This window comes from Mesorhizobium sp. M0904, from assembly GCF_040319475.1.
Lineage (GTDB): Bacteria > Pseudomonadota > Alphaproteobacteria > Rhizobiales > Rhizobiaceae > Mesorhizobium.
In genome coordinates, this window is the sequence record NZ_JAMYOC010000017.1 from 52,618 (window position 1) to 67,945 (window position 15,328).

General features: G+C 60.2%; 11 protein-coding genes. 3 read left to right on the forward strand and 8 right to left on the reverse strand.

Translation table 11 applies throughout. The annotated features are described in order from the left end of the window. Nucleotides 1-2: 2 nt before the first annotated feature. The 5 genes from NKH80_RS18775 to NKH80_RS18795 all read right to left on the reverse strand — a co-directional run bounded on the left by NKH80_RS18775 (nt 3) and on the right by NKH80_RS18795 (nt 7,954). A complete protein-coding gene (locus NKH80_RS18775; RefSeq protein ID WP_352801166.1) occupies nt 3-1,901 on the reverse strand; it encodes an ABC transporter substrate-binding protein in 1,899 nt (632 codons plus the stop codon). After that, the gene (locus NKH80_RS18780; RefSeq protein ID WP_254818873.1) at nt 1,898-3,793 is read right to left on the reverse strand and encodes an ABC transporter ATP-binding protein; all 1,896 of its coding nucleotides are present in this window, start codon (nt 3,791-3,793) and stop codon (nt 1,898-1,900) included. Before NKH80_RS18780 ends, NKH80_RS18775 begins: the two co-directional genes overlap by 4 nt. 149 nt (nt 3,794-3,942) lie before the next feature. Beyond that, the gene (locus NKH80_RS18785) at nt 3,943-5,283 is read right to left on the reverse strand and encodes an adenylate/guanylate cyclase domain-containing protein (protein ID WP_352752083.1); all 1,341 of its coding nucleotides are present in this window, start codon (nt 5,281-5,283) and stop codon (nt 3,943-3,945) included. A gap of 51 nt (nt 5,284-5,334) precedes the next feature. Beyond that, nucleotides 5,335-6,678, reverse strand: a complete 1,344-nt coding sequence (locus NKH80_RS18790; protein WP_352752084.1) for a nucleotide sugar dehydrogenase — start codon at nt 6,676-6,678, stop codon at nt 5,335-5,337. A 97-nt stretch (nt 6,679-6,775) separates the two neighbouring features. Continuing rightward, complete coding sequence (locus tag NKH80_RS18795) at nt 6,776-7,954, reverse strand: DUF3095 domain-containing protein (RefSeq protein ID WP_352752086.1); 1,179 nt, start codon at nt 7,952-7,954, stop codon at nt 6,776-6,778. Nucleotides 7,955-8,028: 74 nt separating this feature from the next. On the opposite strand from NKH80_RS18795, the gene NKH80_RS18800 reads away from it, so the two are divergent. Continuing rightward, nucleotides 8,029-9,117 (forward strand): glycosyltransferase family 4 protein, encoded by a 1,089-nt coding sequence (locus NKH80_RS18800; protein WP_352506844.1) that lies wholly within the window; start codon nt 8,029-8,031, stop codon nt 9,115-9,117. Next, a complete protein-coding gene (locus NKH80_RS18805) occupies nt 9,114-9,890 on the forward strand; it encodes a polysaccharide deacetylase family protein (protein ID WP_352752088.1) in 777 nt (258 codons plus the stop codon). The genes NKH80_RS18800 and NKH80_RS18805 overlap by 4 nt, the downstream gene beginning before the upstream one ends. A gap of 51 nt (nt 9,891-9,941) precedes the next feature. On the opposite strand, the gene NKH80_RS18810 is transcribed toward NKH80_RS18805, so the two are convergent. The 3 genes from NKH80_RS18810 to NKH80_RS18820 all read right to left on the reverse strand — a co-directional run bounded on the left by NKH80_RS18810 (nt 9,942) and on the right by NKH80_RS18820 (nt 14,240). Beyond that, nucleotides 9,942-10,796, reverse strand: coding sequence for an MBL fold metallo-hydrolase (locus NKH80_RS18810; protein ID WP_352701987.1), 855 nt, complete (start codon nt 10,794-10,796; stop codon nt 9,942-9,944). A 122-nt stretch (nt 10,797-10,918) separates the two neighbouring features. Beyond that, a complete protein-coding gene (locus NKH80_RS18815) occupies nt 10,919-11,368 on the reverse strand; it encodes a cyclic nucleotide-binding domain-containing protein (RefSeq protein ID WP_023675957.1) in 450 nt (149 codons plus the stop codon). A gap of 157 nt (nt 11,369-11,525) precedes the next feature. Beyond that, nucleotides 11,526-14,240 (reverse strand): ABC transporter transmembrane domain-containing protein, encoded by a 2,715-nt coding sequence (locus NKH80_RS18820; protein WP_352992909.1) that lies wholly within the window; start codon nt 14,238-14,240, stop codon nt 11,526-11,528. A gap of 336 nt (nt 14,241-14,576) precedes the next feature. Between NKH80_RS18820 and NKH80_RS18825 the strand changes: the two genes are divergently transcribed. After that, on the forward strand, nt 14,577-15,245 hold the full coding sequence (locus NKH80_RS18825) for a class I SAM-dependent methyltransferase (RefSeq protein WP_352702090.1): 669 nt from the start codon (nt 14,577-14,579) through the stop codon (nt 15,243-15,245). Nucleotides 15,246-15,328 lie beyond the last annotated feature (83 nt).

The following is a 15,328-nucleotide window of genomic DNA, read 5'->3' on the forward strand; positions in this document are numbered from 1 at the left end:
GCTCAGGACTCTCCAAGCCAGAATGTATCCGGCATATAGACACCGAAATAGGCGGTCGGGTCGTAGCCGTAAAGCGCCTTGTCGGGCAGATTGCGCAGCCGCGAGGATGCCAGAACCGGCTGATGCGTTCCGTTCACCGTGCCGATCGAAAACACCTGATCGGTATAGATCGACAGCATTGAATTCCAGATCTCGGCGCGCTCCGTGGCTTCGGTCGATGCGTTCCAGCGCTTGAGTAAATCCATCAACTCGACCACGGGCGGAAGATCGGGCGCTTCGCCGACCTTGCCACGGGACAAGTAGTGAGCACCCCAGAGCGGCCATTGGAGCTGGTCGTCGACGGTGGGGGCCAGTTGGTAGGGGTTCATGTCGGCGGTCGGCACGCCGTTGTCGATGCCCGACCACATCGACATCATGATCTGGCCACCAAGCGCGCGGCTGCGGAAGATGTCGCGCTGCGAAGTCCGGATGAACAGGGCGATGCCGATCTTGCGCCAGTGATCAGTGATGAGCTCGAGCGCGTCGGTTTCCAGCGTGCTTTCGCCTGCCGTTTCCACTACGAGCTGCGCCGGGCGTCCGTCGGGAAGTATCCGCAGGCCGTCATCGTCACGCGCCTGAAGCCCGACCTCGTCGAGCAGGGCATTGGCCTGGTCGGGATCATGGGCGACCCAGGCTTTCGCGAATTCCGGCCGGTAGAGCGGGCTCTCCGGCAGGACCGTATCGGCACTTTCCTGCGCCAATCCATAGAACACGGCCAAATTGATCTCGCGCCTGTCCACAGCGAGCGAAAGTGCGCGGCGCACGCGCACGTCACGAAAAAGGCCGCGCCACACTTGGTCGGCACAATTCAGATTGGGCAGCAGCGCCAGCCGCGAACCTTGTGTGCGTTTCCAGAGATGCATCTTCACCGGGTAGCGCTTCTCCGCATCCTTCAGGAAGGCGTAATCGGTGAAGTCAATTCCCATGCCTTGCAGGTCGCTCTCGCCCGCACCGGTCTTAGCGGAAATGATCGCCGACGAGCTGACGTTCATGACTATCCGGTCGACATAGGGCAGTTGCCGGCCATTCTCGTCTATTCGATGAAAGAACGGGTTCCGCTCGAAGACGAACTGCTCAGCCGGCGGCTTGGTCCGGTTCTGCCAGGGATCGAGCGTCGGCAGTTCCGGGTTCTCCGGGCGATATTGGCGCGACATGCGGATATGCAAGAGCGTCCATTTCTTGGCCCGGTTCTCCTTCATTAGGCCGGCGAGCCGGAATGGATCCTGGTATTTCTTGTGGAACTGCTTGAGATAGGCGGCCGGCAGAACAAGCGATAGGGGCGAAGCAGCGGCGAGCTTGGGCAGGAAGTCGGGATTGGGCGCATCCCAACTGTAGCGGACCGTCAACGGATCGACGATCTCGAAGCGTGGCGGCTTGCCGTCCGCCAGCAGGGCCGGGGCGAGCCCGCCTTGCGAAAGCTCATCGTTCAGCCAGACATCTTCCCAGCAATAGCGAAAATCCTCCGACGTCAGCAGGCTACCGTCAGACCATTTATGTCCTTCTCGTATCTTGAAAGTGAAGACACGATCATCCGCTACATCGAAACTTTCGAGAATGTCGGCTTGCAGGTTAAGCTTTTCGTCATAGCCGACCAGGCGAGCGTACCCGTAGATCGTCATCATCCGGATATCTTTCTGGCTGCCAATGATCGTGCGCAGAGTGCCGCCATATTGGCCGGGCTGCCGGCCCATCGCAGCGAGATTCAACGCGCGCGGGCGCTTGGGCAGGCGTTCGGCGAGTGCCGGCAGCGCCCTGGCCTTCAGCTGCGGCTGAAGAAATTCCGGCTCCAGATCGCCGGCGCGCAACGTGCCCGGCAGAAATGCCGAAGCCATGAGTCCAAGGACGGTGCGCCGGCTGATCAATGGCGTAGCTCGCTGACATCGGCCGAACGTCGCGCCAGCACGAGGTGGCCGCCGCCAAGATCGAGCGGCGACAGCATGTCCTCGTCGCCCTGGTCGCGGAATTGCGGTCCCCATGCGCTGGTGTCGGAAGCGCCGCTGAGCTTCAGAGTCTTGAAATCCATCGGCCTGTCGAGATCGGGGAAAGGGACTGCGGCGACCAGTGAGCGCGTGTAGGGGTGGACCGGTTTCCTAAGCAGAATTTCGCGCGGCGCTAGCTCGACGATACGCCCGCCGCACATCACCGCGATGCGGTCTGCCATGTAGTCCACCACCGCCAGGTTGTGGGATATGAACAGGTAGGTCAGGCCCAGTTCCTTCTGCAGGTCCTTCAGAAGATTCAGGATCTGCGCCTGGACAGAGACATCGAGTGCCGAAACTGGCTCGTCGCAGATCAGGAGTTCAGGCCCCAGCGCCAACGCGCGCGCGATGCCGATACGCTGACGCTGTCCGCCGGAGAAACTGTGCGGATAACGCTTTATGAAGCGCGGGTCGAGTCCGATTGCCTGCATCAGGTTCTTGACCGTGGCGAGTCGGGACGCGGCATTGCCACGTTGATGGATTTCCAGCGGCTCGCTCAAAATGTTTTCCACCGTCATGCGAGGTGAAAGCGACGAAACCGGATCCTGGAAGACCATCTGGATTTTCGCGCGCAGCATGCGCAGAGCGTCTCCCTCGGCTTTCAAGACGTCGATCGGACCATCGCGGCCGTTGAAGATCACAGAGCCGCCGCTAGGGGTGACAGCCCGCATGAGGACCTTGCTGACGGTGGTTTTGCCGGAGCCGCTTTCGCCGACAAGACCCAGGCACTCGCCCCGCCTGATATCAAAGCTCACGCCGTCCACGGCGCGAACAGAGGTTTGATGACCTCCGCCGAACCATCCGGACTTGCGGATCGTGAAGGTCTTTGTCATATCCCTGACCGACAGCAGGAGGTCGTCCGGCCCCTTCGATGCCGGCGCCGTCTGCTTGCCGAGCAGGTTCCCGACATTCACCGGCACCTCGCGGAGCGCCTTTAGCCTTTCGCCGGGCTTCAGGTCGAAATGCGGAACGGCTGCCATCAGGCCCTTCAGGTAAGGGTGGCCCGGCCGGCGGAATATCGCCTCCACAGGTCCCGCTTCCATGATCTCGCCATGGTACATGACCACCACCTCGTCGGCGACATTGGCGACTACGCCAAGGTCGTGCGTGATCAGCAGCATCGCCATGTTCAGCTTCGTCTGAAGCTCGCGCAGCAATTGCAGGATTTGCGCCTGGATGGTGACGTCCAACGCCGTTGTCGGCTCGTCGGCGATCAACAGGGCGGGCCGGCAGATAAGCGCCATGGCGATCATGGCGCGTTGACGCAATCCTCCCGAAAGTTCAAACGGATACATGTCATAGGCGCGCTTGGGGTTGGGAAAGCCGACAAGTCCGAGCATTTCCTCGGTCCGCGCCTTGCGCTCCACCCGAGCCGTGGGCGTATGAATCTGCAGGGATTCGCTGACCTGATTGCCGATCGTATGCAGCGGCGACAGTGATGTCATCGGCTCCTGAAATATTTTGCCGATGCGGCTGCCTCTCAACGCCCGGATTTCGGGTCCGTCACGCGGCATCTGCAGGATATCCTGCGTCGTGCCGGGCTTTTCAGGATCGGAAAACAGGATACGGCCGCGAACATGGGCTGTGTTCGGCAAAATGCCCATCACTGCCTGGCTGAGAACCGATTTTCCGGAACCGGACTCGCCCACAAGCGCGGTAACCTTGCCGGGCAAGACGCGAAGATTCGCACGCCTGACGGCATGCAACGGTCCCCCTATAATGGCAAAAGAGATGCCAACATCCTCGATCCGCAGCAGATCAACGCCCAAATTCATTCTCACACCAGCCCCCACTCTGGCCGCTCCAGAAGGCGAGACTAGCGCATTGCCAGCCTAGAGCAACTTGGATTCGAACAGTCGCCAGTTCCCTGGCGGAACCGGCGATCGGAGTGCGTACCAAACGCGTTCGGATCAGATCGTGGCGGTTACTGGAGCTTCCTCGGGTCGCCCGCGGACGGCCGCGCGGCATTGCGATGAAGCAGCATGACCTGCTCGGCGTCCGATATTCGGTCGTAAATCGGCTCCACCGCACCGTCTTCGTCGAACGAGAGAGCACCCGACAAATCGGGTGAAAGCACCGTTAGCTTCTGCCTGATGCCCGCCAGTTCCTCCATACCGAGCGCCAGCCAGTTGTTGGCGCCGCAATAGCTCGCGAAGTCTTTGCTGGCGAGAACGCTGTGCGGATATTTCTTGGTCAGGGTCTGGAGGCGCTGGACCTCGTTTACAGCCGAGCCGAAGACGGAGAATGTGAGCCGGTCGGTAAGCCCGACATTGCCGAACATCACATTGCCGACATGCAGGCCGATACCATAGTTTATGTCGCTCAATCCCTGCTGCTTTCTGCGCAGATTGAGATCCATCATGCGCGCGGTGGCCTTGTGCGCTGCTGCAAGAGCGGCCTGGCAGGCGATCTCGGACTGTGAACGGTGCCTTGCGCAAGGGTAAACGGCAATGAAGCCATCCCCTATGAAACTCATGATCTGCCCGCCCTTGCGATTGAAAGGCGCAGCAGCGGCGTCGAAAAACTGGTTCAGCGTATCGATATAGACTTCGCGGCCGGAGGTTTCGGCAAGTCTTGACGACCCGCGCATGTCGCCCATGACCAGTGCCGCCCGGATTGTATCACCCTCGCCGCGCTTGATCTGACCGTCGAGCACGCGCCTGCCGGCGTCGCCGCCGAGATAAGTGGTCATCATGTTGTCGGCAAGCTTGGTGAGCACGGCCATCTTGGTTGCGATAGCGAGATGGTTCTGGATGCGCAGCAGCGCCGCAATCATGCTGTCGCTGAAGCCTGCGGCACTGTCGGTGGACCAAGACCCGATCATGCCCTGACTGGTGTTGCCGCTGAAGGGATGGACGAAAGCCATGTAATCGGTGACGCCCATCAGCTTGAGGTCATCGAAGACAGGAAATTCCGACGGCACCGACGGGTCGAGCCGGCGCCGCAGATGGTCGAGCTTGTGGCTGAGCAGATGGTAGTATGGGCTGGTCAGGAATCTGTCGGAATGAACGCCGTTCTCCTTGCGGAAGCCTTCCACTTCCAGGCCCTGGCCGCGGAGCCAGGTGAAGCCGAGCGCGTCATAAAGCGGATGAAGCATCGAAAAGCTCAAATGCACCCGCTTCAACGGCAGGCCGGCAGCAGCCAGCCGTTCACAAAAGCCCCTTACCAATGTTTCCAGGTCGTCGCCCGCCAACGCCGATTGCGTCAGCCAATCGGCAACCTTATCCATGAGAATGGCAGAAATTTCTGCTTGCGCTGTGCTCATGCTATCTCGAAATCTCCTTGATCCGCCACAAATTCGCCGGCTCGGACGCCGTCAGGCCTTCACCACCGTCTCTCGGGCTAGCCCGAGGCGGCCAAAAATATTGCGTGTGTCAACGATCAGTAGAGCGTGATCCGCGATCGCCTGATAGTCGATCGCGTCGTGGTCGGTTGCAACGACGACAGCGTCGAAATCCTTCAGGGCCACCTCGGTCAATTCGACCGAGCGACGCCCCTTGATCGCCATATGCTCCCGTGTGGTCGGGATTTCGGTAACATGCGGATCGTGGAATTCCGCCTTGCCGCCCCATTCCTCGATGAGTTCAATGAGCCGCAATGAGGGGCTTTCGCGGATGTCGGGCACATTCTTCTTATAGGCGAGCCCGATGATGAGAATGCGCGAGCGGCTGAGCGCCTTGCCGCAGCGCCGGTCCAGCGCCTTCGCCAGTTCATCGACCACATGACGCGGCATGGCCGTGTTGATCTCTGCCGCCAGCTCGATGAAGCGGGTCGGCAGTTCGTATTCGCGCGCCTTCCACGTCAGGTAGAAAGGATCGATCGGAACGCAGTGCCCGCCAAGTCCAGGGCCAGGATAGAAAGGCATATAGCCGAACGGCTTGGTCTTTGCCGCCTCGATCACCTCCCAGATGTCGATTCCCATCGCACCGAGCACGACCTTCAACTCGTTGACGAGGGCTATGTTGACCGAGCGGAAGATGTTTTCCGTCAGCTTGACCGCCTCGGCGGTTGCCGTGGTGGAAACCGGAACGACGGTCTCGACCACGCCATGGTAGAAAGCCTGCACGAGCATCGCCGCTTCAGTGCCGTCACCTGCCACGACCTTGGGGATCGTCGCGACTTCAAAGCTGCGGTTGCCGGGATCCTCGCGTTCGGGCGAGAAGCCGAGGAAGAAATCTATCCTCGACCGCAAGCCGGTTTTTTCCAGGATGGGCTTGATCACGTCGTCGGTGGTGCCGGGATAGGTGGTCGATTCCAGCACGATCAGCTGGCCGAGACGCAGATGCTTCGCGATGGTGCCTGCCGTGTTCCTGACAAAGGAGAGATCCGGCTCGCGGTGTTTCGTCAGTGGTGTCGGAACGCAGATGATGATGACATCGCAGACGGCCAGTTCGGCAAAATCCGCAGTGGCGCGGAACCGTCCGCTCGCCACCTGGCCGGCAAGGGCTGTCGACGTCACCGCCTCGATGTAGGATTGGCCGTTGTTCAGGCTCTCGACCTTTTGGGCTTCGATGTCGAAGCCGGAAACGGGGAAGCCGGCGCGTGCGATCGCAACCGCCAGCGGCAACCCGACATAGCCCAGTCCGATCACGCCGACTTGCGCGGCACGCGTCGAAATCCGGTTCAGAAGACGGTCATATGTCGATCGTGAGGCGTCCAAAAATGTGCTTCCCGTCAATTCGGACAGGCCGTCCGCTTCCATGGTGAGGCTCACCGGTCACCGAGGCATATTGCGGAAAATCGATGTCCGCAAGCCGTCAGACCGGCACCTTCGCCTTAAGGCTTGCGGCAGCCATCGCATAGCCGCCGGCGGCGCCATCGATGAAATGAACGTGATCGCGCTGCAGCGGCGATGCGACGAGGCATGTCATCAAGGCCGATTTCTGGCGGTGCAGGCCATAGTTGCAGATGCCCGCCTCTTCCGCCTGTTTCAGCCGGTTCTCGATCCGTTGCAACACATCCGCGTCAACGTCGATGGTCATCTTCAAGCCATCGTCAAACTTCCGGAAATCCGAATTGCTGGCCACTTCGCGTTTGTAGATCTTCGGATCGAATCTGCCGATCGTCCAGCCATATCTATCCGTAACAGCCGTAAGCGTCATCAGGAACACTATCCACAGCTTCGACAGCCACCGCCGTCCTGCCGGCGCCATGGCCCGCGCCTCGATATCGAGGCCGGCGGGCAGCAAACTGTAGTTCGGCCCGTTCACTGGCACCGGGTGGCCATCGCGTTCCTGCCTGCCGGCTAGGGCGATAATGTCGGAAACCAGAAACTGAAAACCGCGCAAGTCGCGCGACGCCCCCGGTATGGCTATGATCGAGACAATTTCGCCATGCCGGGCTTCGATTGGGTTCCAGCGGCAGGAGAGGCCGGTCAGATCCGGCCGCGCGCCGGCCGGCGCAGGATCGATGCGGTAGCGCCCCGCTTTCATCTCGGCTTCCGCCCAACTGCCGCCACCTCCGGCGAACATGGCATAGAAGACTGCATCGGAGGCCTGGAACCTCGCCACGCGAACGTCGAGGCCTTGCGCTCTTATATCCTTTATCGGCACGATTGCGGCACGCAAGGTCAGATCCAGTTCGTCCGCCACCCATCTCTGGACAGCCGCCAGCGCGTTGCGGGTGATCTCCAGCGCCGAGCCGGGAAACGCCACGAGCGCGCCGTCGCCGCCGAAGACAAAGGGAAGATCTTGCCTACCCAGCGCATTGAGCAGCGCCGAAATGACGCTGGCACCGGCCATATTGACGGTTTTATAGCGCCCCGCCTCGATCGCCTTGGTAGAGCCGACGATATCTGCGGTGGCCAGCGCCCAGCCATCGGGGAGAGGCCGATAGTTATCGATATCGGCAACGCTTTCGAACCTGGCGAAGACCGGTAGGGAAGCGACAAACGGGTCGGACGCGGCAGCTGTTTCCATGAGCATCAGATAGCACATTCCAGTGCTTGAGGGTGAAGTCGATCATGCTTCGAAATTGACTTGCGCAGGCTTTCCGATGATAGGGTCCGGCGATGCGAATTGCCTTCTACGCGCCGCTGAAGTCGCCCAATCATCCCGTTGCCTCAGGCGACCGTCAGATGGCACGGATGCTGGTCAAGGCGCTGGAGCATGGAGGGCACAGCGTCGAACTGGCATCTGAATTGCGCTTCTATCTACGCGAACCGGATTCGAAAAGTTTCGATGCGCTCAAGGTCGAGGCCCGGGAGGAAGCCGCGCGGCTGGCAGGGCTTTGGGATCGTGACGGCAAGCCCGATCTGTGGTTCACCTATCATCCCTATTACAAGGCGCCCGACCTGATCGGGCCCGAACTGGCGTTGGCCTTTGGTGTTCCCTATGTGACAGCGGAAGCCTCCTATTCGAGGCGGCGCAACACCGGTTTGTGGGCCGATACGCAAGCGTTGGTGGCGCGAGCCGTCGAACAGGCGGCGCTGAACATCTGCTTCACGCAAAGGGATCTTCAGGGACTGGCAGATGCGATACCCGACGCCGCTTTCGGCATGCTTTCGCCCTTCATCGACACATCGCTATTTCGGGAAACACCGGCACGGGGTTGTCCGACGCGCCTCGTTACCGTCGCCATGATGCGCCCGGGCGACAAAGTCGAAAGCTATCGCATGCTGGCGCAGGCGCTCGGTTCGATCGGTCATCTGACCTGGACCATGTCGATCGTCGGGGACGGACCTGCCCGCGAGGAGATCAAAGCGCAATTCGCCGGCTTGCCCGCCGAGCGTATCGAATGGCTTGGCGCGCTTGAGCCAGCCGCCGTGCCGGATGTCCTCTACAGTGGGGGAATTTACGTCTGGCCGGGTTTCGGCGAGGCCTATGGCGTTGCCTATCTTGAAGCACAGGCCGCCGGCCTTCCGGTTGTGGCTCAGGATGTCGCCGGCGTGCCGGAGGTCGTGCGGGATGGCCAGGCCGGGTTTCTCACCCCGCCGGACGATGTGGCGGCGTTCGCTTCTGCCATTGAAAGGCTTCTGACCCGTAACGACGAAAGATCCATCATGGCCGCAGAAGCCAGACGTTTCATCCTCGAAGAACGTTGTCTCGGTGCTGCGGCGGCGCGTCTGGCCGAACTTCTTGCGAAGATCCCGGTCTCATGACATCCGATCAAATCTGGCAACCCTTGGTGGAGGAGCTGGCGAACTGGCAACGGGCGGACCGTAAGGCAGAGTTCTGGCTGCGCGACGATGACGGCGTTGATCCGACGCCTGCGCTTGATCGGTTGCTCGACCTCACTGGTGAATTCGCGGTTCCGGTGACTCTGGCCGTCATTCCCGCCCTGACTGACGAGAAGCTTGTCGTTCGGCTTGACGAGGCGCCGCATGCCACGGTCGCCATCCATGGCTGGGCGCACCGAAATCATGCTCCGGAGGGCCAGAAGAAGCAGGAGCTCGGCGCGCATCGGCCACGCGAGGCGGTGCTCGATGATCTGGCCCGCGGGCTGTCGCACATGACCGGCCTGCACGGCGCACGTGCCGTTCCGATGCTGGTGCCACCCTGGAACAGGATCGACGCCGGCTTGGTATCCGACCTTGGATCGATAGGATTTTCGGCATTGTCGGTCTATGGGCCGCCAAGACCGGCTTCACTTGCGGTCATCAACAGCAATGTCGACATCATGGATTGGCATGGCACGCGCGGCTGCCGCGATCATGGCCTGTTGGTTCAAGCCATCATCGCGCAGTTGCAGCATGCATTCGATGGAGGCGAACCGGCCGGCCTGCTCACCCACCATCTCGTGCATGATGAATCGGCCTGGCTCTTCCTCGAACGGCTGTTCACAGTCACCGCACAGACTGAAGCCTGCGTATGGCTTCCGATCAGGACATTGATCGGGCGCAGCGCCGGTAAAGCAATTCCAGGAAAAGTGTGAATGGTTTTCCGTCCGGAATTGCGTCAAAACAAAGAGATAGAGGAAAACAGCTCAGCGCTTTTTGCGCAATGAGACTGGAAATTTGAGCGTCTGGCCATCCCGCGCGGCAAAAGCGCCGGTAAACCTGTCTTTGGCCAGTTTCTCGATCTCGTCCAGTTCCTCGTCGGTCCGTGTCGGATCGTGGTGAAACAGGGCAAGCCTGCGCGCACCGGCCGCCTCACAGAGCTTGACACCCTCTTGCCATGTCGAGTGCCCGTAACCGCGGCGGCGTTCCATTTCCTCCTCGGTGTAGGTGCAATCGTAAATGACGAGGTCGGCATCTTCGATCAGGCCGAGCACCGCCTGATCGAGTTTGTCCGGCTCGTGCTCAGTGTCTGTGATCATCGCCACGACGCGGCCGCCCCATTCGACCCGGTAGCCTATGCAGCCGCCCGGATGGATAAGACTGCCGGTTCGGACCACCACCCCTTCGCGCGGGCGAAGCACGTCTCCGGATACGAAATCGCGATAGTCGAGGCTTGCCTTGCAGGCTTCCAGTTTCACCGGAAACCACGGCGGCTGCATGAACTCATCGACCATCTGCCGGGTCGTCATGTGTCCTGCAAGATGCCCGGACCAAAGCGTAACCTTGGCGCCCCGATCATAGATCGGCGCAAAAGACGGCAACCCGATGATGTGATCGTAATGGCAATGGGTGAAAAGCAGGTCGAAATCGGTCACGCCCAACGCCTGAAGTGCCGCGCCGGCAGGCCGTAGGCCAGAGCCTGCGTCGAACAGAAGCGTATGCTTACCGCATCGCATTTCGACGCAGATTGAGTTGCCGCCATAGCGAGAGAATTCTGGCCCTGATACCGAAATGCTGCCGCGGACACCCCAAAACCCGACCAGGAAAACGTTGTCGTCCATGCTACCCCTTCGCCCATCATATCCAAACAACTGCTGCTAGGCGAGACAGGCTTTCTCCGGGTGATCTTCTCAGCGAGAGGACAGTGCCGTCACGACGGCGAGGATCGGGCGCCCGTCCTTCGTTATTTGGCGCTTCGTGCGTCGATCAGATCCGCGGTCGTATGGCTTAGGCGATCGGCAAGAACCCGCAATATCTCGATGGTCATTTCCGGGAACTCCCTCATAAGCCTCAGGAAATGATCCTTGCGGATTCTCAAGGCTTCCAGCGGACTTGCCGCTCTGACGGTGGCAGTGCGGGAGCTGTTGCACAATATGGCGATCTCGCCAACGATCGAATTTGGCTCCAGTTCGGCAACTTTTATCGGTCCGCTATCGGAATCGACAAGAATATCCGCTCTGCCTGAAAGGATGACATAGGCGGCGTCTCCCTCGTCGCCCTGCCTGAAAAGGATCTGGCCCGCGCTGTAGCTCACACGATCGGATGTGAACGCAAGCAGCTTGAGCTTTGTCGGCTCGATGGCAGAGAACAAGGGAACGCGTTGCAGCATTCCAACTTCATCCTTGAGCAGCATTGTCGCAAACCTTCCAAAATTCGCGTTTGCCAGACTAGAGCAAGGGACGCCCAGATGGAATCAATTCTCTTTCCGGGATGGCGAGGCAAACCCACGCGAAAGGTGGCGAGCCCGATGTCGTGCACCGGCAGAATGATCCATCTGAATGTCCGTTGCTCTATGACAACAGTTCCTTGAAGATACCGTTCCCCGCCAAGAGTGTCTCGTGTGTTCCGTCTTCCGCCAATTGACCCGAGTCGAAGACGACAACGCGATCGAACATCATCGCCATTGCCGGATTCGTCACGACCCACACAATTGCCGGCGAATGGCCGTCGCGCCTGGCTTCCTCGAGCACGTTTCGCAGCACCTTATCCTGCATGCGCTGGTCGAGCGCCGACAGCGGCCGGTTGAGAATGAGAAAATCGGGACGCTTGAGCAAGGCCCGGGCAACATCGAGCTTCTGTCGCTGTCCACCGGTCAGCCGCCTCCCGCCGGAGCCGACGTTGAAGTCCAGGCCGACATCCAGAAGTTCGCCATAAAGCCCGAGTTCGTCAAGAATGTCATAGACGATGGAGCGTATGCGGTCGGGCGCGTCGGGATGATTGTTGCCCACACGCCCGAACAGGACATTATCCATGACCGTGGCCGCGGCAATGTATTTGGCAGGATCATACCGTTCGATCGCATTGTGCAACTCGGGCGGCAGGTCTTCATAGAACCGGTTGCGTGCAGCGACGATCTTGCTCATCAGCTCGTCGCTCAGCAGGCCGAAGCGGTGCCGGGGCTCGATGTAGGCAAAGCTCAAGGTGACGATCATGGCGCGATCGTTCTCCGAAACCGCCTCGTAGGGACGGTTCTTGAGCCGTTGCAGCAAGGTTTCGTAGGCGGGTATCTCCTCCGCGCTCATGAAGGCGAGCTGCTGGAAGAACTGGTGATCGGGCGGCAGGTCGGCAAACAACTCTATCGCCTGTTTGGCGATCTCCAAGCCCATTTCGTAGAGCGTGCGGTCGAGGCCGGCTTGCCTCAGCACGGAAGCAAAATAGGGATTGGCCGCCAGCGCCCTGTCGGCCAGTTCGGGGCCGGCGGCAGCGCCGAAGAGCAGGTTTTGGCCGATCGTTGCTTCCTTGTTGTAGGCGCCCGGTTCGAAAGGAACCACCAGCCCGCTCAGCCCCTCTTGTTCCAGCCGGGTCCGCAGCGCCGCACGCAGTTCAACGATCCGCCTGGCAAGCTCCGTGTGACGCTTGAGGTCAGCTGAAGAGCGCAAGCCAAGATCCAGAATGTCACGCGACAGAACAACCGCGTCGAGCACCCGGCGCACGGCTTCAAAGAGGTCGTGCGGGCCGGTAGCGCCAGCGGAAGCATAGTTGATCCAGTCGCCGTGGATATCAAGATCCGGATTGCCCGACCGGCGCGCCTCGTGAATGTTCCAGCGGTGCTGATCTGCCGCAGCACCGTCATAAGGCACCGATGTCAGCGGCGCATGCTTCAACCCGTAGAGCAGGTTGTCGCGGAGGCTTGCCTGGAACAGGAAAACATCCGACGAGGCGTACGATATGCGCCGGCCGGTTACTGCTTCCGGGAGTTCAAGCAGGTCGTCGGTGCCCGAAGCGACCTTTCCGCTGTCCGGCCAGATCAGCCGCGCGAAGGCTTCTGCAAGCGCCTCCGCTCCACCTGTTGCGGTACTGACCAGTGCCACCGTCTCACCCGGCTTGACCTGGAGGGAGATACGGGTGAGGAGCATCGCACCGCCATCGTCTGCTATGGACAGATTGATCGCCGACAGCGGTTTGGTCATCGGATCGGGATCGTCGATCGTCAATGCCATGATACTCGGCGCGATGAGACCTTCGACGGTGAACTGTTCAACGACCTGTTGATATTTGACCTGGACATCCTGCCGATCCTGATCCCAGTCGATCAGTTCCTTCATCGGTCCGGGCAGGTCCTTGTAGGCGCCGATCACGGCCACGAGCTGGCCGACGTCCAGCCGCCCCTGGAGGACCAGATACCCGCCGATCATGTAGAACAGAAAGGGCGTGAGCTGCGCGAGAAAATTGTTGAGGAACTTTACCATGAATTTCCATTGGTAAAGATCGAAGCGGATCTTGAAGATGAGCCCGAGCCGGGCAGCTATGTCGGCGCGCTCGTAGTTTGATGTATCGTGGACGTGAACCGCGCCGATGCCGTCGACGATTTCGCCAACCCGGCCCGAAAGCGCGCGCGCCGTCAACTGCCGTTGGCGCCCGAGCACGATCAGCCGCCGCCGCATTCGCGGGATGAGCACGATCTGGATCGCCACGATCACGACCGCTATCATTCCGAGCCAGACGTTCTGGATCATGATGAACAGCATGGCCGTCAGCGCTTGGCCGCCGAGCAGTACCGGCTGCAGGAAGGCGTCGCCGATGAAGCCGCCCAGCGGCTCCACCTCGTCCTTCACCATGGTCGCCACTTCGGCGGATTTCACCCGCTTGAAGTAAACCGGCGGAAACCGCAGCACACGGTCGACCAGATCGAAGCGGATACGCCGCAGCATGCGTTCGCCGAGGCGGCCCTTGTAGGTGTTGATGTAGAATTTGAACAGGCCGTTGATAACGACTAGCAAGAGGAACACAAGGCTCAGGGCAAACAGGGTCTCCTCGCGGTCGAGCTGAAAACCGGAGAAGAACTGGACCTCTCCAATGAACGGCAGGTTATAGTGTAGCCTCATGAATGGCTGGGTCGCGCCCGGTTGCTCGAAGCCGCGACCTTGGATCGGTCCGTTGACGATCAGCTTCGGCAGGTCGAAAGACATGAAATATGGGATCATCGAAAGCACGACGATCATCAATATCCAGAGCTGCTGCTTCTTGGTGTGCGTCCAGATATAGCGGGCTAGGCTGGCTTCCATATGCGACTGTGGATCCTTCAGTTGGAAGCGTGCAGGATGTAAAAGCACCTGCTGGCGAATGGCGTATCGGCAATTTCTTCATCGCCAACGAGCTGGCCAAACGGTCCGCGGCTTTCGTAGGGCTTTGGCGAACAGCTGAGCAGCACGAGGCCGCAGCTGCGCGGCTGGTGCTGGCGGATGGACGCCGATGATCCGGACAGATGCAATAGGCTCTCTCCGGCACCGGGCAATAGCCAAGCGGCTTGCAGCATGATCACGTCCGCGGAATCAAACAGTCTTGCGGGAGGCAAGATTGCGTTGTGTCGCCCAGAATCCCAACATACAAGACGAATTATGATGGATGTCACGCAACCACGCAATGCCATGGACTGGCATGAGCAAGCCTTGGACCTCACACGGGGAATTGCTGCTTATGTCAACTGCCCTCTCGTGGCAGGGCTGGCGCGCGTCATCGCCAAGCATCCGAAGGCCGATATTGCCAACGCCTTCAACCACAAGCAGGTCGCCTGCAAGATGTGGGCGCTCGACAGGCTGTTCGAAAGCGGCGGCGGCCGCTTCGGGCGCATATGGGTTCTGGGTGGATGGTACGGCGTATTACCGGCAATGCTTTTCAACGATGCCCGCTTCGACATCGCGGCGATCGATAGCATCGACATCGATCCTGAAGTCGCGCCGGTCGCCCGGACCCTCAACCGGGAAGCCGGCGACCGGTTCCGGGCGCTGACGGCAGATATGTACGCACTCGACTATGCGGCCGGGCGGCCCGACCTGATGGTCAATACGAGCTGCGAACACATAGCCGATCTGCGCGCCTGGCTTGCTCTGCTTCCGCCGGGCACGAATGTACTGCTGCAATCGAACGATTATTTCAGCGAGCCGACGCACATCAACTGCGTGGCTTCGCTTGCAGCCTTCGAGGCAATGGCGGCGCTACGGGAGGTGCGGTTCTCCGGCGAACTGCCGACAAAAAATTATACGCGCTTCATGCTGATTGGAACTGTTTAATGCATTTCGCCCAAAAGTGCGTAGCGGTTTTGGGACAACGATACGCATAAAAACAGGACTTGAAGCGCGTCGTACGAATCTCA